Genomic DNA, 26338 nt, shown 5'->3' with positions numbered 1-26338 from the left:
CTATTTATTTATAGCTCCTTACAGTTGGTTGTATCTCTTCAAAAATTAATGGTTCCCGAATTAGCTCAGGTTCTTGTCCCTCTCCTTTCCAGGCCCAAGCGGAAATAAACTGGTATTCAGCGTCATTCCGTAATGCCTCGCCATCTGCAGTCTGATATTCCTCCCGGAAATGTGCACCACAGGATTCGTTCCGCGTCAACGCATCATAACACATCAATTCTCCAATTTCAAAGTAATCGGCTACACGTCCAGCTTTTTCCAATTCCGTATTTAAAGTATTGGCTTCACCACTAACAATAACATTTTTATAAAACTCTTGCTTCAGTCTATTAATCTCTACAATAGCATGACGGAGCCCTTTTTCATTGCGTGCGAGCCCACAATAGTCATAGAGTATTTTACCCAGTGTTTTATGAAAATAATCCACGGTTTTACTGCCTTTAATCTTTAAAAATCGATCAATTTGCGCTCTGACACCTACCTCTGCACGTTCAAACTCAATATGGTCTGTAGAAATTTTTCCCGTGTGAATATCGTTTGCCAAATAATTTGCAATCGTATAGGGCGCAATAAAATAACCATCCACAGAGGCTTGGAGTAAGGAATTGGCGCCCAATCTATTTGCACCGTGGTCTGCAAAATTAGCCTCACCTAAGGCAAATAAGCCCGGTAGGCTTGTCATCAGCTCATAATCTATCCATAATCCCCCCATTGAAAAATGCGCGGAAGGTGAAATCATCATTGGTTCTTTATAAGCATCATATCCCGTAATCTTTTCATACATATCGAACAGATTACCATATTTCTCTTGTATTTTCTGTTTCCCCTGTTCTCTAATAGCTTTCGCAAAATCAAGGTAAACAGCATTTTTAAGTGGACCAATCCCAAAGCCAGCATCAATCCGTTCTTTGGCCGCTCGAGATGAAATGTCCCTTGGAGCAAGATTACCAAATGCCGGATAACGACGTTCTAAATAGTAATCTCTCTCTTCCTCAGGAATAGCGTTTGGTTCCCGCTTCTCATCTTCTTTCAACGGAACCCAAATCCTTCCATCATTGCGTAACGACTCTGACATTAGTGTTAATTTAGACTGATAATCGCCAGACTGCGGCAACGAAGTCGGATGAATCTGAATCCAGCTCGGGGAGGCCATTAATGCCCCCTTCTTGTGTGCCCGCCAAATGGCAGAGCCATTACAGCCCATTGCTAGTGTCGATAGATAATAAATTTTACCATACCCTCCGGTTGCTAGTATAACGGTATGTGCAGCGTGTCGTTCAAGCTCCCCTGTATCGAGATTTCGAACAATAACGCCACGGGCCTTTCCATCTATTACAACGATGTCGAGCATTTCATGTCTGGAGAAAAGCTGTACGGCACCTTTGCCGACCTGACGCATAAGTGCCTGATACGCTCCCAAAAGAAGCTGCTGTCCAGTTTGACCTCTCGCATAGAAGGTACGACTTACTTGTACACCTCCGAAAGATCGATTGTTCAGATAGCCTCCATATTCACGACCGAAAGGAACACCCTGTGCAACTGCCTGGTCGATTAAATTGAGCGAACATTCGGCCATACGATATACATTGGCCTCACGGGCACGAAAATCACCACCCTTTAGGGTATCAACAAACATACGATAAACACTGTCCCCGTCATTTTTATAATTTTTTGCGGCATTTACACCACCTTGAGCAGCCACAGAATGCGCTCTTCTCGGGCTATCTTGAAAGCAGAAGGATTTTACCTGATACCCCATCTCCCCAAGAGAAGCTGCAATGGAGCTACCCGCCAATCCGGTTCCGATAACGATAACATCTAGTTTTTTACGATTTGCAGGATTAACAAGCTTGGCAGTCTTTTTATAACGAGTCCATTTTTGATCCAATGGTCCATCCGGTATTTTTGAATTTAATGTCATGACTTCTCCCCCTTATTTAGCTGTAAAAAATATATAAATGGGCATCAAAGCAAAACCAATGCTGATGATGACCGAATAGCTGATACCAATAATCTTAAACCATTTAACAAACTTGGGATGGAATAAGCCTAAAGTTCGAATCGCACTATGAATCCCATGAATAAGATGATAACACAGGGCAACCATCGATAAAACGTAAATAAGAACATACCACCATTGCTGAAAAACCTCGATTACAAGCACATATAAATCCTTGTTACCACGTTCATCAAGTGGAGGAGCGCCAAATTTGTACACGTACCAAAAATTCTGGAAATGGATAACTAAAAAAATGAGGATCAGGGTCCCTAAAATCCCCATATTGCGCGAATACCACTTACTTGCTCTTCCCCGATGATCTGAAACATAGTGGGCACCGGTCTTTTTATTCTTTACGGTAATGATCAATCCGTCCAAAGCATGCAAAATAATGCTGGCATAAAGTACGTAAGAAATAATTTTGATCAAGATATTGCCTGCCAAAAAATGTGAGTAGGCATTAAATTGTAGATGTGCTTGTTCCTGCGGTAAGAATAGCTGTAAGTTCCCTAGAAAGTGAATCAGTAAAAAGAACGCTAAAAATAAACCCGTCAGACACATAAGCATCTTCTTTGATAATGTAGATAACATAATAAGATCTTAATTTTAATAATAGCCTATAACCTTCATCCACAATCCACCGACACCCATATAAATCACCAATAATACGATACCAATTTCCAGTCCACGCAGCCACCATGATTTTAAATCGACATATCCGCTTCCAAAAAATACCGGTGCAGGGCCATGGCCATAATGTGTCAAAACACCATAGATAGAGCCCAAGAATCCAAGCATCATTGCAAGCAGCATTGGCGGAATACCCAAAGAAACACCAACCCCCAACAAGGCCGCATACATAGCCGCAACATGGGCGGTAGCACTCGCAAAAATGTAGTGACTAAAGAAATAAACAAGAATGATTACCGGAAAGGCTATTTGCCAACTTAAATCACCAATCTGTACTTTGATCAGGTCGCTAAACCAACCGATAAAGCCAAGCTCATTTAAAGAACTGGCCATCATAACCAAAACAGCAAACCAAACAATCGTATCCCATGCTCCTTTTTCGGCTTTAACATCCTCCCAGGTCAATACAGAGGTCAGTAAAAGTAGCGTCAAACCGATGAAGGCTGTAGTTGTCGCATCAATTGAAAAAGAACCACCAAAAATCCATAATGCCAACAAGATAAAGAACGCCAAAAGCATTAACCATTCATTCCTGGAAATTGGTCCCATCTCTTTTAATTTCTGCGCCGCCATCTTAGGTGCATCACCTGTTTTTTTCAATTCAGGTGGATATAACTTATAAAGAACAAGCGGTACTACAAAAAATGCGACAATACCAGGTATAAATCCAGCAATAGCCCAGGACATCCAGGTAATATCAATTCCTAGGTTCGCAGCAAATTTTTGACACATTGGATTACTGGCCGTTCCTGTCAAAAACATCGAAGACGCAATTAGATTCATATAATAACTATTTAAAGTTAGATAGGATCCCAATTTTCGATGTGTCTCTGGCTTATCTGGAACAGAATCAAAACTAATTGCCATCGATTTCATGATGGGATAAATAATCCCTCCCCCTCGGGCTGTATTACTGGGAATCGCCGGAGCTAAACAAACATCTGCCAACCCCAATCCATAAGCTAACCCTAATGAACTCTTTCCAAAAACTCGAATAAAAAGAAAGGCAATTCGATTTCCCAGTCCAGTTTTAATAAACCCCCGGGCAATAAAAAATGAGATACCAATCAACCAAATTACCTTATCTCCGAAACCCGTCAAAGCTTTAGTAATCGACTTACCCGCATCTCCAGGGGCCAATACTTGTGTCAGGGCCGTAAACGCAATGGCCATCATACACATGGTACCCATAGGAGCCGCTTTTAAAATAATCCCAAGAATGGTTGCGGCGAAAATTGCAAATAAATGCCAGGCTTCCGGACTGACGCCTTTCGGTATTGGGATAAACCATAAAATGAGTGCTACTAAGAAAGTAATGGCAACATTTTTAATACTTATTTCTTTCATGATAAACGTAGTTTAATAGATTAGAATCGACTTTGTACTTGAACAATAAATAAATTTTTGTTGAATTCGCTGGTATTCTCTGTCTGCTTTTTATATCGGTCCAATTGAAGTCCCAATTGTATCCTTGCACCATAATTTTTTAAAAATTCCAAGCCAAACATCGGCGTATATGTTTGACGCGCATTTGCATTGAGTTTGTAATTTGGGTCAATATACTCATACCGACATGATAGCTCAAAAGCACTTAGATTGAAATAATTTACTTCATATCTTAAGTTGGGTAGAAAATAGATACCGCGGACCAAATAGTCGCTCAACTTGGATGTTCGCGCACTTTCTTCCAAAGAATAATACAGGTTATGATTGATCGCCTGTTTTGCTTCCAGTTGCATATCAAGATTCCATCGTTTACCAAAACTAACATTACCAGTTAGATCTACCCCCAATGCATGTACTTGTTTTTTCATCACATCACCTACGCCACCATTAAGCCCTAAATTAACACCATACTTCTTTGAAAGCCCAAAGACCAGACGGGTGGCATATTGCTTACCATTATCGTTATCAACAACTTGATTCTTCCCGTTCCCGTTTACCACAGATAAGGAATAACTAAAGGGCATATCACCTAGTGTAGTCTCGCCTGTCGCAGCAACCCCGATTTGAAAACTTGCCCAACCTAATTTACCGAATTCAAGATACTGGTTCGACCAGTCCAAAGATTTGATGATGTCAATAGGGTAAGTTTCCTCGATGCCAAACCAAGGACGAAATTGGCCCACTGTGATTGCCAATTTGGGACTAAATGTATATTTCAAGTAGGCATTTTCGAGCACTTTTGTTTTGGGATCGCTTTTGAAATCTGCGAGGTTAGCTAATACGGCAACTTCAGTACGCTTGCTAATTTGAGCGCGCATCTGTACCCGCATATATTTCACCATAAAATTGTTATCCGTACCTGAACCATCACTGTGATGTAGCCCATTGACATCAACATCTTTTGTAGCACTAACAAGGTAACGGGCCTGAAACAAACCTTTCACCTGAAGCTTGGGATACGTCGTGTCGTCTTTTTTTTGTTGCACAGAATCAACTTTATTCTCTTGTACAGTACCTGGTTCTTGCCCTTTGACCAAGGTATGGCTCAATAAACATGCAATAGAAATTGGAATATAGCGTTTCTTCATACTTAAACAATTTTTTTCTTAGCCAGTAGCCCAGCTTACTTCTCATTGTTAATAATCTTGTCGTTCTAAATCTAATGTTGTAGGTACAACACATAGCTTTAAAAAATGTTTTGTTATTCTAATAAAATTTAATAACTGTAAGAAAATCAAACTGATTAAAAAAAGATCAGGTATAAATTCCACCTTTTTATGTAATTTCACAGGCGAATTTCAATACAATCTAAATTTAAAACCTATAGATTGATCTTTTCATGAATTTTGCACTTCATGAAAAAACTTCGTCATTTAAATATGTAATACATTTTAGAATCGATAAATATATTATGAAAGAAAAACTAATCAGAACATGCTTTATTGGCCTTGCGCTTCTTTTGATCCAAAGCTTTTCAGTATCAAGCGCTCACGCCTCAGACAAGGAAAAACCTGCCATGTTTTGGACTTGGCTAGATTACAACGCCAAAACAAACTTTGATTCTATTTGCCGTGAGATGAACTACCTAGGAATCGATGGCGTGATGTTAAATGCTGCTAGTCCAGATGAGTATCGTGTAGCAATTCCTATTGCAAAAAAATATGGCATCCAAGTTATCGCGTGGCTTTGGACGATGAATCTGGAACATGATAGAGATAAAATACTTAAAGAGCATCCAGATTGGTTCAGTGTCAATCGCAACGGAAAAAGTCTCGCAGATACCACTGCATACGTTGGTTATTATAAATTTTTATCGCCTGTAGTACCAGGAGTAAAAGAATATATCAAAAAGAAAATTGAATCCTATTGTGAAGTTGAGGGATTGGCGGGTATCTCTATTGACTACAATCGTTATGTGGATGTTGTCCTCCCCACAACCCTTTGGCCTAAATATAATATTGTCCAAGATCGCGAGTATCCCGCTTGGGATTACGGATACCATCCCATTGCTATAGAAAAATTTAAAAAACAATATGGCTATGACCCTCGTGCACAAAAAGATCCATCGAAAGATCTCAAATGGCGCCAATTTCGTTGCGATCAGATAACAGATATCGCCAATATGATTGCAGAAATTGTTCATTCTCATGGCAAAACAATGGCAGCATCCCCATTTCCGACCCCCAAAATGGCTTCGCGTATGGTACGTCAAGATTGGGGTAAGTGGAATTTAGATGTTGTTTTTCCGATGGTATACAGCAATTTTTATACAGAAGATCCAAGCTTTATTAGCGATTGTACCTTAGAAAATGTGCGCGACAAAGGTGCAAATACTACCCTATATTGTGGATTGATGGCTAAAAATAATGAGGAAATATTTGCCGATATGGATGAGGCACTAAATAATGGTGCGCAGGGAATTTCTATTTTTACCATCCATAGCTTAAAAGATCCTCAGATCAGGGAAAAATTCAGAGCCTATACAACTGCTGCGAAAGCGAGAAAAGCTCAAAATAATGGAACTTTAACACGTTTGGCGCACGTGAAAATCGAAAATAATCCCTTCAAAAAAGAAGGTATTATGAAATTAATCAACCAAAAGATACAAGATTTGGTCCGCTCAGAAAACCCTGCTGCCAGCACGATAGCATTATCTAAATATAAAAAAATAGATGCATATGATGTCACTCAAAAGTACCTCGTTACTGATAAGGTGAGCAAAAAGAATTTTTACGTCACCTTCTTTTTCTATGGCGGAATACTTTCCGGTTGGAATGTTGATCCAGCTCCAAATGCAGCCTAAAGGATGACCTACTAAGAAGAGGTGCTAAAACGTTATCTATTTAGCACCTCTTTTCTTTTTAATACACTGTTTCCTATCTTTGGAACGAACAAATAATTAAAAAATGAGAAAAAATCTTAGGTTGGCAGCCTGTATTATTGGCTTGATATGTTGCGGATCAATTCCTGTAGCCTTTGCTCAAAATAGCATTCAAAACCAGCAGGGTCCTAAAACCGCGATTATTGATAAGGCATTATTGGATAGAATATTGGATAAAAATAGACAGTCATTCAAAGAAGGTAAAGTGGCCGATTATATTCCGGAATTGGGTAAAGCCAACGCATCATCCATTGCTCTTTCGGTTGTAAATAGTGATGGAACAATCGTTAGTATCGGAGATGTACAACAAAGATTTACCATTCAGAGTATTTCAAAAATTGTTTCATTAATGGTTGCTGTATTGGAAAACGGAGAACAAAATATTTTTGATAAAATGGGGTACTTTGGTACAGACAAACCTTTCAATCATTTTGCGAATTTGGAAACATCGGGCAAACCGCTCAATCCGATGATGAACGCCGGCGCCATTTTAACAACATCGCTCATTAAAGGAACAGGTGAGGAACCTTTTCTTAAAATACTCCATATGATTCGTTTTATAACAAATAATGAAAATATTGATTATAGTAAATCCGTATATAATTCGGAGCGGGAGACTGGAAATCGAAACAGAGGTATGTTCTACCTGATGCGCAACAATGGACTCATTGATGGTGAAGGTGAAGATAAACTAAATAATTATTTTAAACAGTGCTCAATTGAGATAACCGCAGAGGATCTGGCTAAAATAGGTTTCTTTTTTGCCAATCATTGTGTGCGCTATGATGGAAATAAGCAATACAATAATCCAAGTCTATCCCAGTTAGTTCAATCGCAAATGCTCATTGCAGGGATGTACGAATTTAGTGGCGAATATGCAAGAACTGTGGGACTTCCGAGTAAATCGGGCGTTGGTGGCGGAATCGCAGTAAGTGTACCGAATAAAATGGGTATAGGGGCCTATAGTCCAGCCTTGGATCAACACGGTAACTCTGTGGCTGCATATCGCATGATATTAGATTTGGTGGAAGAGAAATCACTAAGTCTCTTTTATTAACCTTAGTAAATTAAAATCAACTATAACATGATACGGACAGAACCAATCATCGCAGTGGATAACGTTCCCAAAAGCTCACAATTCTATCAAAAGCTTTTAGGCTGTACCGGTCAACATGGAGGAGAAACATTTGAAATTCTCACGGATAACGGAACTGTTATTCTCTGTTTACACAAATGGGGTGAACATGATCACCCTACTATGCTCGATCAAATAAATGCAGGGAATGGATTCATATTATTCTTTAGAGTAGACAATTTACAGCAAATTTTCGAAAACGCTACTTTGCTAAATGCAGTCATTGAGAAAGATATACATTACAATGAGAATTCTCTGAAGGATCAATTTATCCTACGTGACCCCGATAACTATTACCTGATTGTATCAGCCTAGTCAGATCTATTTGTTTGTCAATCGCATGTTGGATTGTATTCATCAGTAAAAAATATCCGTTCTTAAACCAGTTTAACTTTTGTGTTGAATGTTTGATGCAACTTTGTCTTATCAAAATTTAAAACAATGACCACACGATTTAATATTGCAAAAGTAGATGCAACCGCCTATAAGGCGATGATGGGATTGGAAACATATCTCAACGATATTTTTTTAAATCCTATTCAAAAGGAACTCATAAAAATACGTGCTTCACAGATCAATGGCTGTGCTTTTTGCTTAGATATGCACACAAAGGATGCGTTGAAGTATGGTGAAACTCCGCAACGGATATTTTTATTAAATGCCTGGCGAGAAACGGATCTATTCACTACGGAAGAACAGATATTGTTGGAGATGACAGAAGAGATCACATTGATACATCAAAAGGGATTGACAGAAAGCACTTTTCAAAAAGCAAAAGAAATATTTGAAGAAAAGGAGATTGCACAGATTATTATGGCAATTATTACCATAAATGCGTGGAATAGAATTGGCATCAGCACGCATTTGGAACTATTAAAGTAGTTTTAGGCGCTTTCGCAAAAAAGCCTTTTCCAATATTGGAAAAGGCTTTTTCATTTACAAATAATTTCCTTTTATTTTCCTGTTAAAATCACAATTATCATTTATCTTTATTAGGAAAACCTATATAAATACATGATTATGAAAATTATAAAAAAAATCCTAATTGTTTTAGCGATCATCATCGCTATACCCTTAATTACAGCGATCTTCGTCAGTAAAGACTTCTCGGCCCAAAGTGAGATCACGATCGATAAGCCAAAGCAGGAAGTGTTCAACTATGTAAAAATGCTTAAGAACCAAGATAACTTTGGTGTATGGCAACTCTCAGATCCCCAAATGAAAAAAACTGAACAGGGTGTAGATGGTCAAGTTGGCTATAAATCCAGCTGGGATGGTAAGAAAGTTGGTAAAGGTTCACAGACTATTACAAAAATCGTCGATGGCGAAACGATCGAAACGTCCCTCGATTTCGGCATGGGCGAACCAGCCAAAGGTTATTTTATCCTAAAAGAGATCTCGCCTAATCAAACCTCAGTGACTTGGGGTATTTCAGGAAAATCGCCCTATCCATGGAACTTTATGAATTTATTTATGAATATGAACAAAGATTTCGATCAAGGGTTGAAGAATCTAAAAAATAGACTAAAATAGAGACTATACAAAGTAAAAAACGGTGATTAAAATAAACTTTACTTTAACCACCGTTTCTTATTTTTAAAATGAACAAAATTTATCTTCTGCGCATTAAAATTCGTAGAATGTACCAAAATAGCAACATTATTGATGAAAATAGCTGTAGGGCCGCCCCAACGTATTGTTCGTTGCCGTAACTATACTTCAGATTTTGAGTTTGATAGAGTATGCTTCCGGAAGCAAGTGTAATCATTGCAACCGAGAACCATAATCCAAGTTCAAAACCAAAAATAGCTCCAGCGACAATTGCCCCCAAGGATAAGAAGCCCCCAATTACCAGGATATTCCTGAGAAATGAAAAATCTTTATTGGATACAAATGCAACGACAGTAAGCCCAGTAAACAATGCCAAAGTCATTATACTTGCTTGATAAATGACACTAATTCCTTCGGTCATAAACACCGCCATAAAAATCATCGGCAGGAAGATGATTGCTTCCAGTACAATATAGAAAGCTAGTCCTAGATACTGGGTTTGACGGCTTTGCGAAAGTGTCCATCTTGATGAAAGTGTGGACCCTAACCAAAAACATCCCAATAAAAACAACCAAATAAATTTTCCGCTAACCATCCAAACGATAAAATCATAAGGGATCAATTTGATCAGCAAAGTTTCCAAAACGATAAATGCTAAAATCGAAAGCGCAACATGAAGATAAGTTTTTTTATAAAACACTCCCCTTTCAGCGTCATCATTGATAAGAACGTACTCTTGTGATTCCATAAAACAAATACGATTGATTAAATAACGATTAAAAATAAGCATTAATTCTATTTCCACAAGAAAGAAGTTTGCATAGGCTTATAAAAAAAGAACCCCGCCTAGCGGGGTCCATTCAAACAAACAACTTATTTCCAGCCTCCTCCCAAATCTTTATAGATATTGACAACAGCATTGAGCTGCTGCTTCTTCGTTTCTATCAATTCAAGTTTCGAATCCAGCACATCGCGTTGTGTCATTAAAACCTCCATATAGTCTGCCCTCGCTGATTTAAAGAGATCATTGGACACAGACACGGTATTATTCAGAACCTCAACTTCTTTTGTTTTGAAATCGTAGCTGCGCCCTAGGTTTTCAATATTAGAAAGTTGTGTAGAGACTTCTAAGTAAGCATTCAGAATTGTCTTCTCGTAATTATATACCGCCTGTATTTGTTTCGCGTTGGCCGTATTAAATTCCGCTTTAAGCCCATTTTTATTTATCAATGGCGCTGCAAGCTCCCCTATTAGATTATATAAAACTGATTCAGGCATCTTAAATAGATAGGAAGGCTTGAATGCCTGTAAACCCAAAGCCGCCGAAATCTCCAAAGAAGGATAAAACTCTTTCCGCGCGATCTGTACGTCCAACTTCGCGGCAGCGAGCTCATACTCTGCCTCACGAATATCAGGTCTATTGCTCAGTAATTGGCTCGGTATACCTGTTTGAACCTTCGCCGGGATCAAATCGACAAAATTGCTTTTGTCGCGTTTGATCTCTTGTGGAAAACGCCCCAACAGAAAATTAATACGGTTTTCAGTTTCTTTGATCTGCTGCCTCGTCTCAAATTCCATACCTTTGGTTTTCAACACTTCAGCCTCAAACTTTTGAACCGCCAGTTCTGTTACACGAGCAGCCTGTTTCTGCAATCGGATTACCGCAAGCGCATTGTCCTGTAGCTCGATATTCTGTTTGATAATGGTCAACTGATTGTCCAATGCCAATAATTCATAATACGAACGGGCAACCTCGGCAATGAGGCTACTCAAGACAAAATTTTTCCCCTCTACAGTAGCAAGATAGCGGTTGAGTGCGGCTTGCTCGGAGTCCTTAAGTTTTTTCCAAACGTCGATTTCCCAACTTGCATACGCACCAATTGTCAAATCTCCCAGTGGATCCGGCATTTCCTTTCCAGGAGCAATTTCTGTACTGGCATCACCCGCCCCCTGACTGGTATATCGTCCAACTTTTTCAACACCTCCTCCGGCACGTAAACCAACGGTAGGTTTCAACGCCCCTTTTCGTAAAAGAATATCGTTTTTTGCAATTGCCAACTCCTGCAAAGTAACATTCAGTTCCTGATTGTTTTTCAAAGCTGTATCTATTAATACAACTAGATTTGGATCAGTAAAAAATTCACGCCACTTAACCGATGCTGAATTCGTTGTGTCAGATTTATCTACGTCTGTAAATTGCTGCGGAACAAATTTATTCTCCTGTATTTGTGTCGCTTTCGGAACCTTACATCCCGTCACTGCTGCTGAAAGCGAAAATGCAATGACCCATTGTATTTTTCTGCGATTAGTCATTATTATCAAGTTCTTCAGTTAATGGATTTTCATCCTCGTGTTTAATAAGCTTACGTCTAGAGGCAATAGTTCCAAAGATATAGTACAAGCCTGGTATCACTAAAATACCGAACACTGTTCCAAACAACATACCTCCCGCTGCTGCTGTACCGATCGTACGGTTACCTATCGCCCCAGGACCAGATGCCATAACTAAAGGAATCAACCCGGCGATAAAGGCGAAAGATGTCATCAAGATAGGTCTAAACCTCACTTTTGCACCGTCCAAGGCAGCTTCGATGATACTCAATCCTTGCGAATGCCGCTGAGCGGCAAACTCAACAATCAACACGGCATTTTTGCCAAGTAGACCTATGAGCATGACCAAAGCGACCTGTGCATAAATGTTGTTTTCCAATCCCAATAACTTCAATAGTAGAAAGGCACCGAAGATCCCGATTGGTAAAGAAAGCAACACCGCAAAAGGCATAATAAAGCTTTCATATTGTGCGGAAAGTATCAAATAAACGAAACCAAGACAAATTAAGAAGATATAAATCGCCTGATTTCCGCGCCCTACCTGATCCTTGGAGATACCAGCCCAATCAATACCATAGCCCCGAGGCAAAGTTTTAGCGGCGACTTCATTAATCACCTGAATTGCTTCACCACTACTGTAACCCGGTGCGGCAGAGCCTGAGATTTCGGACGCCATATACATATTGTGTCGGGTGATCTCAGAAAGACCGTAAACCTTTTCCATATGCATAAATGCTGAAAATGGAACCATCTCATCTTTTTCATTCTTCACGTATAGCTTTAAGATATCTTCCGGCAAAGCCCTGTATTGCGGCAAAGCCTGAACCATAACTTTATATTGGCGGTCATACTTAATGAAGTTCGTTTCGTAATTACTACCAACCAAAGTCGAAAGCGTATTCAGTGCATTATCAATAGTAACCCCCTTCTGTTGCGCCAGATCATTGTCTATATGCAACATATACTGTGGGAAACTCGCACTGTAGAAGGTAAATACGGATGATAATTCAGGTCTCTTATTCAACTCACGCACAAAATCCCTACTTACCGTTTCCATTTTCTTGTAGTCACCAGAACCGGCTTTGTCCAGAAGACGAAGCTCAAATCCACCCGCGGCACCATAGCCCGGTACGGCCGGTGGTTGGAAAAATTCGATAGACGCCCCTGGGATATTTTTGGCAGCAGCCTCTAGTTGCTCAATAATCTCTTGCGAGGATTCTTTACGTTCTTCCCAGCTTTTCAAGTTGATCAAACAAGTACCTGTATTTGCTCCAGTTCCTTCAGTCAGGATTTCATAACCAGCTAACGACGATACCGATTGTACACCATCAATGTTTTCAGCTTCTTTTTGCAATGTTTGGGCCGCTAGATTGGTTCTTTCCAATGTCGACCCTGGCGGCGTTTGAATAATAGCATAAATCATCCCCTGGTCTTCATTGGGGATAAAACCTGCAGGAACAGCATTATTCAAAAAATAGGCTCCAATACAAAAACCTATCAATACTAAAAATGTAAACACCCGTTTATCCACTATCCCTTTCAACAAGTAAACATATTTGTTGGACATCTTATCAAACAATCTATTGAAAGAATCAAGAAACTTATCGATAATGGATTTCTTTCTTGGCTTGCCATGATTATTCTTCAGCATGATCGCACATAATGCTGGAGTCAGTGTCAATGCCACAACACCCGATAAGATGATTGATGTTGCCATGGTAATGGAAAACTGCCGATAGAATATCCCTACTGGACCAGACATAAAGGCAACGGGGATAAAAACCGCCGCCATAAGGAATGTGATCGCAACAATGGCACCGCTGATTTCATGCATCGCTTTTTTGGTCGCCTTATAAGCCGAAATATGAAGCTCTTCCATTTTGGCATGGACAGCTTCAATAACCACAATCGCATCATCCACAACCACACCAATGGCAAGCACCAATGCAAATAGGGTGATCAAGTTGATGGTAATTCCAAAAAACTGCATGAACAAAAACGATCCCACCAATGAAACCGGCACTGCAATAGTTGGAATCAACGTCGAGCGCCAATCTCCTAAGAATAGAAAAACGACAATAGCAACAAGCACAAATGCTTCCAATAAAGTATGGACTACTTTTTCCATGGATGCATCCAAAAATTTTGAAACGTCATAGCTAATTTCGTAATCCAGCCCTTTAGGAAAAGATGCCTTCAATTCCTTCATTTTGCTTTTAACGTCTTGGATTACCTGAGAAGCATTACTTCCATAGGATTGTTTTAAGACAATCGCTGCGGATGGTTTTCCATTCAGTGTAGAATAGATATCATACATCGCTGAACCGAATTTGATGTCCGCAACATCTTTTAAGCGTAACATTTCACCATTTTCACCCGCACGTAATACGATATTGCCATAACCTTCAGTTGTCGTAAAACGTCCCGGGTATTTCAATACATATTCGAAAGATTGGGAGGTCATACCAGACGACTCGCCGGCTTTACCTGGTGAAGCTTCCAAACTCTGCTCTGATAAGGCTTTCATCACCTCTTCTGCAGAAATCTTGTAAGCTGTCATACGATCTGGTTTCAACCAAATACGCATCGCTAATTCGCGCGTTCCAAGAATATTAGCTACCCCAACACCGTCTACACGACGTAATTCGGATACAATATTCATGTCCGCATAGTTATACATAAAGTTTCCATCAAGCTCTTTGTCTTTGCTATAGAGATTGATGTACATGAGCATATTGGATTCTTCACGTGTAATCTTCACCCCCTCACGTACCACAATTGGAGGAAGCTTATTGACCACAGAAGCCACACGGTTCTGCACATTTAACGAAGCCTGATTCGGATCTGTTCCTAGGTTGAATACCACCTGGATACTTGCTTCCCCGTCGTTACCGGCATCAGAAGCCATGTATTTCATGCCCGGAACCCCATTTATCGCCCGCTCTAGCGGTATGATAACTGATTTAATCATCAACTCACCATTTGCTCCAGGATACTCGGCAGTGATATTCACCTTCGGTGGCGATATAGATGGAAATTGTGTTACAGGAAGCTGTACCATAGAAAGCACACCCAAAAACACAATGATCAGTGATATAACGATCGAAAGTACTGGTCTATTTATAAAACGACTAAACATAGTAATTTAAGTGTAAGGGGTCTATTCTGTTTTTAACTTCAAATTTGAAATGGCGTCTTTAGGTTGCACAAAGCTGTAGCTGATTTTATCATCCTCTTTCGCTTTCTGAATACCATCCAACAAAAATTTATCATCTTTTTGAAGTCCGCTCGTTACCACATACAGATCTGGTAGGGAGTTACCAATTGTGATATGACGAGCTTTTAATTTGCCATCCTTATCGACTACATACACATATTTACGGTCCTGCATTTCGTATGTCGCTTTCTGTGGAATAATTAAAACCTGTTTCAACGGAAAGTTCATCACCACTTTGCCACTCTCGCCATGTTTTAATAGACGGTTTGGGTTGGGAAATTTCGCTCTAAAAGCAATATTTCCTGTTTCACTGTTAAATTCACTTTCTATGGTCTCTACAAGACCATTTTGAGCAAATAGCTCATTATTGGCAAGTAAGAGGCCCACATGGGTATCCCCGCGTTTACTCACGTTAGTTTGATAACTTAAATATTCTGGTTCGGAAACATTGAAATAAACCAACATCTCACTATTATCGGACAGACTTGTCAATAATTCGCCTTCATCCACCAAACTTCCCAATTTCAATGGAATCCGATCAATCGTTCCATCAAAAGGTGCCCTGATTTCTGTAAAGGAGAGATGTAATTTTGCAATCGCTGCCTCAGCTTTGGCTTGCTCAAGCTTCGCTTTAGCCATAGCGAGTTCGTTGGGCGATACAACATTTTTATCAGCTAATGTTTTTGTATTTTGAACTTCAATTTCCGCTACATTAACTTCTGCAGAAGATTTGCGGTATTCGGCCTCATACATCTTCGGCATAATCCGAAAAAGTAGTTGCCCTTTATGGACAAATTGTCCTTCATCCACGAAAATCTGCTCAAGATAGCCCTTCTCTTGAGCCCGAAGCTCAATATTTCGGAAAGATCTAATCTGGGAGACAAAATCCTTACGGATAGTTGTATCCATTTGTACCGGAGAGGTCGCTGTAAATTTCTCTTTTTCTTCCTTTTCTTCCTTTTTGGAAGTACACCCGATTTGGCATAAGCTAATAGCCAAACTAGCGAGCATAAATACTCTTTTCATTTGTAAGCGTCTAATTAAAAAAATAAGTTTGATTGTTTGTTGTGCTGGTTGGTGAAATAACCTCTACTTTGGCTTATGGTCCTTCCGACTTGTTAATAGATTGTACAAATCGATTACAACTCAATGGAGCATCCCTTAAGATATCCACCAAAGCATATGAAATTTCGAAGGGTATGTTTTAGATTCTCCAGTTTTGTTGAAGAACATATCTTTGAGGGAAAAGATAGGCTATGAAATTGCAAAAAGGAATCTTCTTTGCAAATCGAAAAACAAAAACAAAAAGGACAATTGCAAAAAGCAGCAGCGCAACAAATTGAGACGTTACCTGCAAATCCTTAGTCAATTGAAAATTCTCGGCATCAAACTCCTCTATAACGGGATTATCACTGTGTATATTACCATAAAATAGCGGATCTATGTGATCAACCGATGCATCAATATACTTCTGCACATCAGCATGATTATGCTGAAACATAAAACTAACAGCTGGTCGATCGGATTCAATGAGCACAGCATGGCTATTACTGCTTCTGATAAATAAGAAGCATAGGAAAAGGAGTATGGTAATAACCGCTTTCATTGCGGAGCAAATATACTAGCGTACAAATAATTTTAACGATCTTTAACACATTTTAACAAAACAATTACAATCCGCTGATTTCCGCTAGAAAAGTGATAATTGCAAACCCCTTCCTTTTGTTCTCAAAGGTTCTGCATCTCCAAAGACTGTTCTGCCCCCATACTTCCAAGAATCCCTTCGTTCCTCCGCTATAATCTGTTGAATATCAAACTGAGGCTGAAAATCTTTTTCGCTATCCAGCACGATCTGGTGCAACTTGGCGATTGATTTTAATTTTTCACCATAACCCAGTTTAGATTTTTCAACACCTTTTTGTAAAATCTGAATGCTCTCATCGTAAATGGTTAATGGAACCGGAAAAGGATGTCCATCTTTTCCGCCATGAGCAAACGAAAATCGTGCGGGGTCGTTGAACCGTGAAGGAGCTCCATGGATCACCTCACTAACCAAGGCCAATGACTGTAACGTGCGGGGACCAACTCCTTTTAAAAGCAGTAGGTCTTCAAAATGGCTTGGTTGACTTTCTCGGGCGACGTACAACATCGCCCCCAACCTCTTCAAGTCAACATCTGCAGCACGTACATCGTGATGAGATGGCATAATAAGTTTAGCGAAATCTTGCATTACTTTAGTTGAATCCTCTCCCACTATAGTCATAATACCTGCTCTATTGGCTGCCGCTTCTGCAGCTGTCAAGTTAAGGATTATACCTTGCGAAGGCCCACTGATACCAGCATGAGGTTCTTCAACGAACGATTTGACCTTTTCAGAATGCCAATGGTAGCGACGAGCAGTCCCATCCTTTTCATGCATACCTTGCTGGACAACAGACCAATTACCACGATCTGTTACGATAAAATTATGTAAATACAGTTGGTAACCATCTTGAATGGCTGTGTTATCCACTTTAGCGACAAGCTTACTGCTGCGAATCAAGCCGTTGCCATCCAACCCAATTCGATCTGACAACTGAAGTAGTTCCTGTGGAGTTTGCATAGACAATTTGCCTTTCCCCCCACAGATATAAAGCCCCAGCGACTTCGCATCTGGATTAATAGCGCGTTTTAATGCCCCCATAACAGCTGTTGTGATCCCTGAAGAATGCCAATCCATCCCGAGCACGGCACCAAAACTCTGAAACCAGAATGGATCCGCCAGTCTTCTTAAAACTTCATCTTTACCATAATCCATTAGGATAACTTCAACTATTGAACGACCTAGGGAAGCCATACGTTCGTAAAGCCACGCTGGTACTTTTCCATAGTGTAATGGGAGATCTGCAGTGCCGGACCGTTTCATTGTAAACTAAATATATTAGCACAAATCTATCTTTTTTTTGCGAAAATAAAAAGGCTAGAATCCATCTAGCCTTTTTATTTTAAGATCAATCTATTCATAAGACATAAGCATATATAGCTTACCCTATGTCAAAACCCGTTTATTTGCCAGTTAAGGCTGATAACAATCCAGCTCGGAATGAAGGATCTTTTTCAGAAAACTCAATAGAATGCTTATACGTGTCTACATTAAAGAAGAGCTCCGCTGGAGCAGCTTTTTTATTGTCCAAAAATAGTTTAAAGCTATATGCTGTTTTTTTGGACAAGTCAGCATTCACCTTATTGGATGAAAACACATTCGGAAGAATTACATCTTTTGTAAAAGAATCCGTTGTAGGAGTCTGAAATAAGTCACCTAACGCCTTAATTAAATTGTCGGACTGTTGACCCGATGACGAGATTCTAATTTTACCTTTGGTAAAACCGACGTCATCACTCGGCTTGCCATCTATTATACCTGCGGGTATAAAATCTACAACCTCAAACTTCGCTCCTACAGTATCTTGTTTGTAAAGAGATTTTGTGATATAGATCCGACTTGAATCGGTTAAGATCTCATCTGTGATACGTAGAAAAAAGTTCTTCTTTTCTGCACCCGGTGTACCATTCGTAAATTGTTCGATTTTTACACCTTCAATTTTGTTAACCGTTGTTGTATCACTTCCATCAGTTTTCTTTTGATTGGAATTTCCGCAACTAGCCATCAGCACCGTAGCGGTTGCAAGAAATGCTATAGATTGAATCTTGTACATATTGAATTGTTTGTTATCAGTTATTAATGAATATTGCTCTTATAATATTACCATTATTACTGATAACAAACAACTATTATCAATGTTTTTATTTTATTTCAATAAAGCATCGTATAAAATTTCCACAGGATGATAAGATTTTCTTCCTACACCATCTTTAATCTGATGCCTACAGGAAGTACCCGCCGCAGCAATTAAAGTATCGGATGATGTTTTACGTATGGTTGGTAACAAAACCAGCTCGGCCACTTTCATCGAAACATCATAATGTTCAGCCTCATAACCAAATGACCCTGCCATACCACAACAGCCCGAAGGAATAGTTTCTACGCTAAAGTTCGTTGGAAATGATAGAACCTGTTCTGTCACAGTCACGAGGTGAAAAGCCTTTTGGTAACAGTGACCATGCAGCTTTATCTTTTTTGTTGTTCCAGTAAACTGTTCCGGATGAATACGTCCTGCCTTCATTTCAGTCAACAGAAATTCGTCAATCATCAACGCATTTTTGGCTACTTTTTGTGCGTCAACTCGTAAATCATCGTCTACTAAACTTAAATACTCGTCTCTAAATGTAATTATCCCTGATGGTTCAACACCTAAAAGTGGCGTATCATCCGTAATTAATCCCTTTAAGAAATGGATATTTTGATTGGCAATCTTCTTTGCTTCTTTCACAAACCCTTTGGAAAGATAAGTGCGCCCACTTTGCACATGTTTTGGAATGACTACTTCATACCCCAATGCCGTCAATAATTTGTACGCTGTAATACCGATCTCTGCATCATTATATTCGGTAAACTCATCCGAAAAAAGGTAAACACGACGCTTGGCATCACTTACCGCCGCTTGTTTTTTTACCCATTGGGTTAAGGTCGTTCCATTGACTGTTGGCAAGGAACGCTTTGGCGCAAATCCTACTGTTTTTTTGACCATTCCTGACAAGAAATCATTTTTGACCACAAAATTATAAAGAGGTGCAACCCACGATCCGAGTTTCTGAGACTGGGTGAAATTAGCGATTAATTTTGTTCTAAATCCCGCACCATGCTCATCATAATAGTGCTGCAAAAATTCGGCTTTCATTTTGGCTACATCCACACTGGAAGGACACTCCGTTTTACAGCCTTTGCAGCTTAAACAGAGGTCCATGACTTCCTTGATCTCTTCATGATCAAAACGATTTTTCTTTGTGGAATTTGTTAAAAACTGACGCAGCATATTTGCCCGCGCCCGTGTTGTATCTTTTTCATCGCGCGTAGCCATAAACGACGGACACATTGTTCCACCGGTAATTTCAGTCTTGCGGCAATCTCCCGAACCTGAACATTTCTCCGCCAACCGAAGGATAGACTCATCTTTAGAAAAATCGAAGTAGGTCTTTATTGCTGTTCGGTTGCTATCGTTGTCATAACGCAGATGAGAATCCATTGGCGGTGTGTTGACAATCTTATTTGCATTAAAAACACCCTGTGGATCAAAGATGGATTTTACATCTTCAAGTAATTTGTAAACTTTTTCACCAAGCACTTTGCCAATAAACTCTCCGCGTAGGCGACCATCACCGTGCTCTCCACTTAGCGAACCGTTATATTTTAATACAAGATCACTCGTTTTTTCGAGGATTGAACGAAAAGTACGTTTCCCCGCTGCAGTTTTCAGATTTACAAAGGGTTCGATATGTAGCTCTCCAGCTCCTGCATGCGCATAATAAGATGCATGTACTCCCTCTTCTATCAAAAGCTTTTGAATATCACTCACGTAAGCAGGTAGGTCCTCAGGTGAAACAGCACAATCTTCAATCAAATTTACAGGCTGACTGTCCCCAGGCAAATTACGGATTAAACCAAGTCCTGCTTTGCGCACATCCCAAACTAAATTCGTCTGTTCAATACCGGTAATATAAGGATAGGCATATCCTAAGCCACGGGCAATTAGATCCGCTTTCAAGGCCATCGCTTTCGATTCTGTTTCAGCTGCTGTCTGCCCCCTAAACTCAACAATCAATAAAGCCTGGGGATCACCCTCAATAAAAAAACGATTATACTTATAGGTTGGATGCCCAACCGTGAAATCCATGATGTATTTGTCTACCAGTTCAGATGCTTCTGGCTTATGCTCCAGGGCAATCACGTTGCCATGCATACACTCCACCATATCTGCAAAGTGAACACAGAGTAAACCTAGTTCTTGAGGTGGTAAGGACATCAGTTTGAGTTTCGCTTCTGTAACGATAGCCAAAGTTCCCTCGGATCCCGCTAATAAATTACACATATTGAAAGGGGCCGAACGATCAGCAAGAATATCCAATGCATAACCGGTATTTCTTCTTGTGATGGATCGTTTGGGGTAGCCCGCTTCTATGGCACTTAAATGTTGTGGATCTGTCAATAATTCATTCATATTGCGATAGATATCGCCCTCACGACCAGCTAATAATAATTTCTTAAAATATGCTGCTTCATCAATCGCCTCAAAAGTCACTTCAGAACAGTCGTCCAAAAGTACGTTGGCCGAAATCAAATTGTGCCGTGTATCTCCCCAGACAATTGAATGCAAACCCGAAGAGTTATTACCAATCATTCCGCCAACCATGGCACGGCTTGCCGTCGAAGTTTCAGGCCCAAACATCAGTCCGAATGGTTTAAGATAACTATTTAAGTCGTCACGGATCACGCCTGGTTGCACCCGAACCCACTGCTCTTCGACATTAAGTTCAATAATACCGTTAAAATGACGAGAAATATCCATAATAATACCATGGCCTACAACCTGTCCCGCCAAAGAGGTACCAGCAGTACGTGGTATTATAGTTATCCTATGCTGCTGCGCAAAATCAATTAATTTTTTAATGTCATCAATATCAGCTGGTATTGCTACAGCCAACGGCTTTTCCTGATAAACAGACGCATCGGTCGAATAGGCAAGCAACATTGTTTGATCCTTGGTTTCATTGGTATAAAAGAGCTCCCCCTTGAGTTGAGACGCTAATAAGGTTAATTGATTTTGATCTTTCACTTAATCTGCATTTAATGTATGAAACAAATTTAGTCAAATTTATGCATCGGAAAAAGAGATGAATGCAAGAAACGCACAAATCAAAAACAAAAAACGCATAAAAACGCAAAACAGGGTAATTTACCACAAAAGTCAATTTTATTTCGTTCCTTCAAACAATGCGTGTATTTTTGTGGCGCTACATCATTTAGTTAACGATTGATATCTTCCTTATATGCGTAATCTATTCCTTCGCTATACGCTTCATTCTGATTTTATTATATACACCATTCGGGTATTGATTGGCTTCCTTATAGGTTACCCACTCTTTGTATCCTTTCCCCAGTATTCTGTTTCTTGGACACTCATATCGATTATACTGGTCATTTCGCCACAAGAGAATGAATCAAAAAAAATAGCTATCGATCGCGCTAAATCCAATTTTATAGGTTCGGCAATTGGGCTTAGTTTATATTTTGTACCTATTTCACAACTGTACGCCATGATTATCGGCATTGTCGCGTCGTTGATTACATGTAAGCTACTCAACATCATGGCTGTGGCGCGAACATCTATGGTCGCACTAATTATCGTCTACCTTCATGAACAGCAAAGCCGCTCCTACTTCGCCGCCTTGGATCGCTTTGGCTGTGTCTGTCTAGGTTGTCTGATTGGATTGGGGGTCATCCTGTCTACAAGAAATATTATTCTGAAATTAAGAAAAAGGTATAATTGTTGAATTATATCGCTAGGCAACCTAAAAAGCAATATACTTACTTTCAGTACCATAACCCAGATGGTTAAGATTTCTTTACAATGAATTCGAATAAAATTCACATATCGTTCCGCTTTATCAGAATAATATTCAGAATTGTATAAATAATTTTGAATATTATGCTTTTTTACCTACCTTTGCAGTCGAAATGACAAAAGTAGAATATAATTTAGACCAAGTCGACTATAAAATCTTGCGCTTAATGCAGGATAATGGACGGATCAACAATGCTGATATCGCAAGAGAATTAGGCATGGCACCATCAGCAATCCTCGAGCGCGTAAAGAAGCTTGAGCAAAAAGATGTGATTTTAAAATATAGTGCCAAGATCAATCCTGCCGCGGTCGATCAGAAACTTTTATCGTTTATTTTTATCAAAGCCAATGATATTATTGGCGAACAGGGTGTAGGGTTGGCACTTGCCGAAATCCCTGAAGTTCAAGAAGTACATGATATTGCAGGTGATGATGGTTACCTTATTAAAGTAAGAACTGCAGATTCTACAGGTTTAGTGGATCTCATGCGGAATACATTAAGTAAAGTTGAAGGTATTATTTCAACGCGAACAACAATTGTACTTCAGACAGTCAAGGAAGATCAGCAGGTTGTGATACCTGAGTAATAGAAAGGAGGTTTAATTATGTTGCAAGGACAAAAAAAGGCAGCTAGTCCAGTAATGGTTGTTGTTGCTTATTTCATTATTTATGTGGTATGGGGCTCTACCTTTTTCTTTATAGAAAAAGCATTACACAGTTTCCCCCCATTTATTTTGGGTTCGTTTCGATTTGTTGCAGCCAGTGCAATCCTAATGACATATTGCGCCATAAAAGGATTTAAATTATTTAACAAGCGCTCTATTCAGGAGGCCGCAATCGTAGGTTTTTTATTGCTCTTTGTCGATATGGCAGGGGTTATCTGGGCGGAGCAATATGTATCTGGTGGTGTTGCCGCTATTATTGCTGCTGCTGCTGCAATCTGGTTTATATTATTGGACAAACCAAAATGGAAAGAAAACTTTAGCAGCATTAGCACAGTTGCCGGCGTAGCATTAGGTTTCTGTGGTGTTGTGATGCTATTTGCTGAACAGATCATGGCAACCAATGACAATACAGATGGCACCCTTAAGGTGATTGCCTTATCGATTTTAGTATTGGGTTCTGTCGCTTGGACTGTAGGTTCATTGATTTCCAAGTATTTTAAAAAATCTGAAAAAGAAGAAAAAGAGGATCTACATGTTATGGTGAAAACCGCTTGGCAAATGGTTACCGCAGGTGTCCTCTTTAATATCACGGCGCTTTTTACCGGTGAATATACATCATTTACACTGCGTAGTGTGGCACCTGTAGACTGGTTCAATTTGGGGTATTTAGTTACATTTGGCTCAATTCTTGCTTTTAGCTCTTATATTTGGTTATTGCAGGTGCGTCCAGCAATGGAAGTAAGTACCTATGCGTATGTGAACCCAATTATTGCACTTATTTTAAGTCATTTTTTCACTTCGCACGTGGTAACCTCCTTGCAAATTGTCGGTTTAGCCGTTATTCTATTTTCAGTCTTGTTGATGAACTGGAAAGCGTATCGCACCAAACTGTCGTCGCGCAGCAAAAGGAAAAAGGTCCTCCAACAAGGTAATGAGCTGGAGAACTTGAAAACAGCAGATCGCCAAATGGATGCCAATACTATTCCTGACACGGAATTAGTTCACTAGGTTGTTATTTTTCTAATTATATGGACAAAGCTTAATGTGTAACAATGTTAAGCTTTTGTTGTTTTTAAAAATTAGCTAACATTGGATAAGATTTGTTCATATATAATTGGCTAACTTTGCAAAGTATTTGGTTAAATTAAAAAGAATGAATATATCGAAGCAAATTGCCTTTATTGGTAGCCTTGGTGTCACTTCGCTTTTGATGGTTACAGGTTGTACAAAACAGCTCCATCCAACGCAAAAAGATTTCCAACAATATCATATCAATAGCGATATGCAAGCTGATCCTGCAGTCGTATCAATCTACGAGCCCTTCAAACACAAAATGGAAGCGGAAATGAACCGTGTGATTGGACATGCGGACAAGGCATTGACAAAAGAGAAAACAGCGGAAACATTAATGGGCAACTTTTTTTGTGAAGCCTTGTTGTGGATGAGTGAACATAATGCCCATAATCCTGCGGATTTAGCGTTCGCAACAAAGGGTGGGATTCGAAACGACCTTAAAGCAGGAGATATTACCGTAGGACATATTTTCGAGGTTATGCCCTTTGAGAATACATTGACCATCCTTGAACTTAAAGGTAGTCAAATTCGTCAGCTTGCTGCCTATATTGCAACAACACATGGTCAACCTATTGCTGGAATGACTTTGACAATTACAGGCAACAAAGTTCAGGACATCAAGATCAAAGGTCAAGCTATTGAAGACGATAAGTTATATAAACTAGTGACCTATGATTATCTTGCCAATGGTGGTGACAACCTTACCCTGTTGACACAACCTGTATCGCGGGCAGATTATCCGCAACGTATGCGTGAAGGTTTGATTGAATATGTGAGTGAATTAACGAAAGAAGGCAAAAAAGTAAATGCAGAATTAGATGGAAGAATTAAAATCAATTAACCGAAGATCATTTATCAAGCAAGTTGGTGGATTTTCTGCTGCAGTTGCTTTGGGATCACTTCCTTTTCAAGTCGACGCGAAGAGCAAAAAGGTAAAGCTTACAATTTTACATACCAACGATGTTCATAGCCGTATTGAACCGTTTCCAATGGACGGCGGTAAATATCAGGGATTGGCTGGTGTTGCGCGCAGAAGTACACTTATCAATAAAATCCGCAAAGAAGAAGAACACCTTCTATTACTAGATGCAGGCGATATGTTTCAAGGTACCCCCTATTTTAATCTTTTTGGAGGAAAACTTGAACTTGATCTCATGACAAAGCTGGGTTATGATGCGGGAACATTCGGAAATCATGAATTTGACAATGGTCTTAACGGCCTTGTAAAGTACCTGGATCACGCTAAATTTCCATTCTTAACAGCCAATTACGACTTCAAAGGGACTGTATTGGAGGGGAAAACCCAGGATTATACCATATTCCATAAAGGTGGAATAAAAATAGGTGTGTTTGGACTAGGGGTAGATATTGAAGGATTGGTTGACCCCAATAACTTCAAGGGAATGAAATATTTGGATCCTATTGAAGTATCCAACAAGGTGGTCCGCATATTGAAGGAAAAACACAAATGTGATTTGGTCATCTGTTTATCGCATTTAGGTTATCAATATGAAAACGATAAAGTATCGGATCTGATCCTTGCCGCTAAAACCTCGGACATCGACCTAATTATCGGCGGCCATACCCATACCTTCTTAAATGAACCAACACTGGTTACAAATTTAAAAGGAACAAAGACCGTTGTGAATCAAGTCGGTTTTGCCGGGATTAATCTAGGACGTATTGACTTTATTATGGAGCCGGGGTCTGAGAAGAAACAAATGGTCGCAAGTACCTATCAGGTCAATCCTACAATTCCAGAGTCCATGTTGGCATAATATGATCTAATTTTAATAAATGCCAAGTTGACTAATCAATTTGGCATTTTTTTTACCAATATTACAAGAAGA

The 26338-nt window shown here is 39.5% G+C and carries 22 protein-coding genes; 10 read left to right on the top strand and 12 right to left on the bottom strand.

Going from position 1 to position 26338, the window contains the following annotated elements; translation table 11 throughout:
• Positions 1 to 4 precede the first annotated feature (4 nt).
• From M2419_RS08725 to M2419_RS08710, 4 genes are read right to left on the bottom strand one after another with little or no spacing between them, the layout of a single operon-like run.
• Entirely contained in the window at positions 5 to 1921 is a 1917-nt protein-coding gene (locus M2419_RS08725; protein WP_153847321.1) for a fumarate reductase/succinate dehydrogenase flavoprotein subunit, read from the bottom strand.
• A gap of 12 nt (positions 1922 to 1933) precedes the next feature.
• Complete coding sequence (locus M2419_RS08720; RefSeq protein WP_153847322.1) at positions 1934 to 2590, bottom strand: succinate dehydrogenase cytochrome b subunit; 657 nt, start codon at positions 2588 to 2590, stop codon at positions 1934 to 1936.
• Between the two features lie 15 nt (positions 2591 to 2605).
• On the bottom strand, positions 2606 to 4036 hold the full coding sequence (locus M2419_RS08715) for an anion permease (RefSeq protein WP_075992653.1): 1431 nt from the start codon (positions 4034 to 4036) through the stop codon (positions 2606 to 2608).
• Positions 4037 to 4056: 20 nt separating this feature from the next.
• The gene (locus tag M2419_RS08710; protein WP_153847323.1) at positions 4057 to 5223 is read right to left on the bottom strand and encodes a porin; all 1167 of its coding nucleotides are present in this window, start codon (positions 5221 to 5223) and stop codon (positions 4057 to 4059) included.
• Positions 5224 to 5546: 323 nt separating this feature from the next.
• Here M2419_RS08710 and M2419_RS08705 point away from each other — a divergent pair, with 323 nt between their 5' ends.
• The 5 genes from M2419_RS08705 to M2419_RS08685 all read left to right on the top strand — a co-directional run bounded on the left by M2419_RS08705 (position 5547) and on the right by M2419_RS08685 (position 9684).
• The gene (locus M2419_RS08705; protein ID WP_259254786.1) at positions 5547 to 6938 is read left to right on the top strand and encodes a family 10 glycosylhydrolase; all 1392 of its coding nucleotides are present in this window, start codon (positions 5547 to 5549) and stop codon (positions 6936 to 6938) included.
• Positions 6939 to 7041: 103 nt separating this feature from the next.
• Positions 7042 to 8073: a glutaminase A gene (gene glsA / locus M2419_RS08700; RefSeq protein ID WP_153847324.1), complete on the top strand. Its 1032-nt coding sequence runs from the start codon at positions 7042 to 7044 to the stop codon at positions 8071 to 8073.
• A gap of 27 nt (positions 8074 to 8100) precedes the next feature.
• Positions 8101 to 8466 carry a VOC family protein gene (locus M2419_RS08695; RefSeq protein ID WP_153847325.1) on the top strand — a complete coding sequence of 122 codons (366 nt, stop codon included), beginning with the start codon at positions 8101 to 8103 and terminating at the stop codon, positions 8464 to 8466.
• A gap of 126 nt (positions 8467 to 8592) precedes the next feature.
• Positions 8593 to 9033: a carboxymuconolactone decarboxylase family protein gene (locus tag M2419_RS08690; protein WP_153847326.1), complete on the top strand. Its 441-nt coding sequence runs from the start codon at positions 8593 to 8595 to the stop codon at positions 9031 to 9033.
• A gap of 138 nt (positions 9034 to 9171) precedes the next feature.
• Complete coding sequence (locus M2419_RS08685) at positions 9172 to 9684, top strand: SRPBCC family protein (protein WP_153847327.1); 513 nt, start codon at positions 9172 to 9174, stop codon at positions 9682 to 9684.
• Positions 9685 to 9763: 79 nt separating this feature from the next.
• Here M2419_RS08685 and M2419_RS08680 read toward each other — a convergent pair whose 3' ends face one another.
• The 8 genes from M2419_RS08680 to M2419_RS08645 all read right to left on the bottom strand — a co-directional run bounded on the left by M2419_RS08680 (position 9764) and on the right by M2419_RS08645 (position 21960).
• On the bottom strand, positions 9764 to 10450 hold the full coding sequence (locus tag M2419_RS08680; RefSeq protein WP_259254785.1) for a Bax inhibitor-1 family protein: 687 nt from the start codon (positions 10448 to 10450) through the stop codon (positions 9764 to 9766).
• Between the two features lie 125 nt (positions 10451 to 10575).
• Positions 10576 to 12015: a TolC family protein gene (locus M2419_RS08675; protein WP_259254784.1), complete on the bottom strand. Its 1440-nt coding sequence runs from the start codon at positions 12013 to 12015 to the stop codon at positions 10576 to 10578.
• Entirely contained in the window at positions 12008 to 15172 is a 3165-nt protein-coding gene (locus M2419_RS08670) for an efflux RND transporter permease subunit (RefSeq protein ID WP_153847330.1), read from the bottom strand. The genes M2419_RS08675 and M2419_RS08670 overlap by 8 nt, the downstream gene beginning before the upstream one ends.
• Before the next feature lie 21 nt (positions 15173 to 15193).
• On the bottom strand, positions 15194 to 16276 hold the full coding sequence (locus tag M2419_RS08665) for an efflux RND transporter periplasmic adaptor subunit (RefSeq protein ID WP_145326753.1): 1083 nt from the start codon (positions 16274 to 16276) through the stop codon (positions 15194 to 15196).
• 178 nt (positions 16277 to 16454) lie between these two features.
• Positions 16455 to 16856, bottom strand: coding sequence for a hypothetical protein (locus M2419_RS08660; protein ID WP_153847331.1), 402 nt, complete (start codon positions 16854 to 16856; stop codon positions 16455 to 16457).
• 84 nt (positions 16857 to 16940) lie between these two features.
• Complete coding sequence (locus M2419_RS08655; RefSeq protein WP_159726667.1) at positions 16941 to 18155, bottom strand: DUF763 domain-containing protein; 1215 nt, start codon at positions 18153 to 18155, stop codon at positions 16941 to 16943.
• Positions 18156 to 18294: 139 nt separating this feature from the next.
• Positions 18295 to 18945 (bottom strand): hypothetical protein, encoded by a 651-nt coding sequence (locus M2419_RS08650; RefSeq protein WP_153847333.1) that lies wholly within the window; start codon positions 18943 to 18945, stop codon positions 18295 to 18297.
• A 93-nt stretch (positions 18946 to 19038) separates the two neighbouring features.
• On the bottom strand, positions 19039 to 21960 hold the full coding sequence (locus M2419_RS08645; RefSeq protein ID WP_259254783.1) for an FAD-binding and (Fe-S)-binding domain-containing protein: 2922 nt from the start codon (positions 21958 to 21960) through the stop codon (positions 19039 to 19041).
• 214 nt (positions 21961 to 22174) lie between these two features.
• Between M2419_RS08645 and M2419_RS08640 the strand changes: the two genes are divergently transcribed.
• The 5 genes from M2419_RS08640 to M2419_RS08620 all read left to right on the top strand — a co-directional run bounded on the left by M2419_RS08640 (position 22175) and on the right by M2419_RS08620 (position 26266).
• On the top strand, positions 22175 to 22678 hold the full coding sequence (locus tag M2419_RS08640; protein WP_075992664.1) for an FUSC family protein: 504 nt from the start codon (positions 22175 to 22177) through the stop codon (positions 22676 to 22678).
• A gap of 184 nt (positions 22679 to 22862) precedes the next feature.
• The gene (locus M2419_RS08635) at positions 22863 to 23336 is read left to right on the top strand and encodes an Lrp/AsnC family transcriptional regulator (protein WP_046673335.1); all 474 of its coding nucleotides are present in this window, start codon (positions 22863 to 22865) and stop codon (positions 23334 to 23336) included.
• An 18-nt stretch (positions 23337 to 23354) separates the two neighbouring features.
• On the top strand, positions 23355 to 24422 hold the full coding sequence (locus M2419_RS08630) for an EamA family transporter (RefSeq protein ID WP_259254782.1): 1068 nt from the start codon (positions 23355 to 23357) through the stop codon (positions 24420 to 24422).
• Between the two features lie 145 nt (positions 24423 to 24567).
• Positions 24568 to 25329, top strand: coding sequence for a 5'-nucleotidase C-terminal domain-containing protein (locus M2419_RS08625; RefSeq protein WP_259254781.1), 762 nt, complete (start codon positions 24568 to 24570; stop codon positions 25327 to 25329).
• Complete coding sequence (locus tag M2419_RS08620; RefSeq protein ID WP_182981621.1) at positions 25307 to 26266, top strand: bifunctional UDP-sugar hydrolase/5'-nucleotidase; 960 nt, start codon at positions 25307 to 25309, stop codon at positions 26264 to 26266. The genes M2419_RS08625 and M2419_RS08620 overlap by 23 nt, the downstream gene beginning before the upstream one ends.
• The last annotated feature ends 72 nt before the right edge of the window (positions 26267 to 26338 follow it).

Source organism: Sphingobacterium sp. BIGb0116, from assembly GCF_024808035.1.
Classification (GTDB): domain Bacteria; phylum Bacteroidota; class Bacteroidia; order Sphingobacteriales; family Sphingobacteriaceae; genus Sphingobacterium; species Sphingobacterium paramultivorum.
Note: the sequence above shows the minus strand (reverse complement) of the source record. Positions and strands in the feature narration are given on the sequence as shown.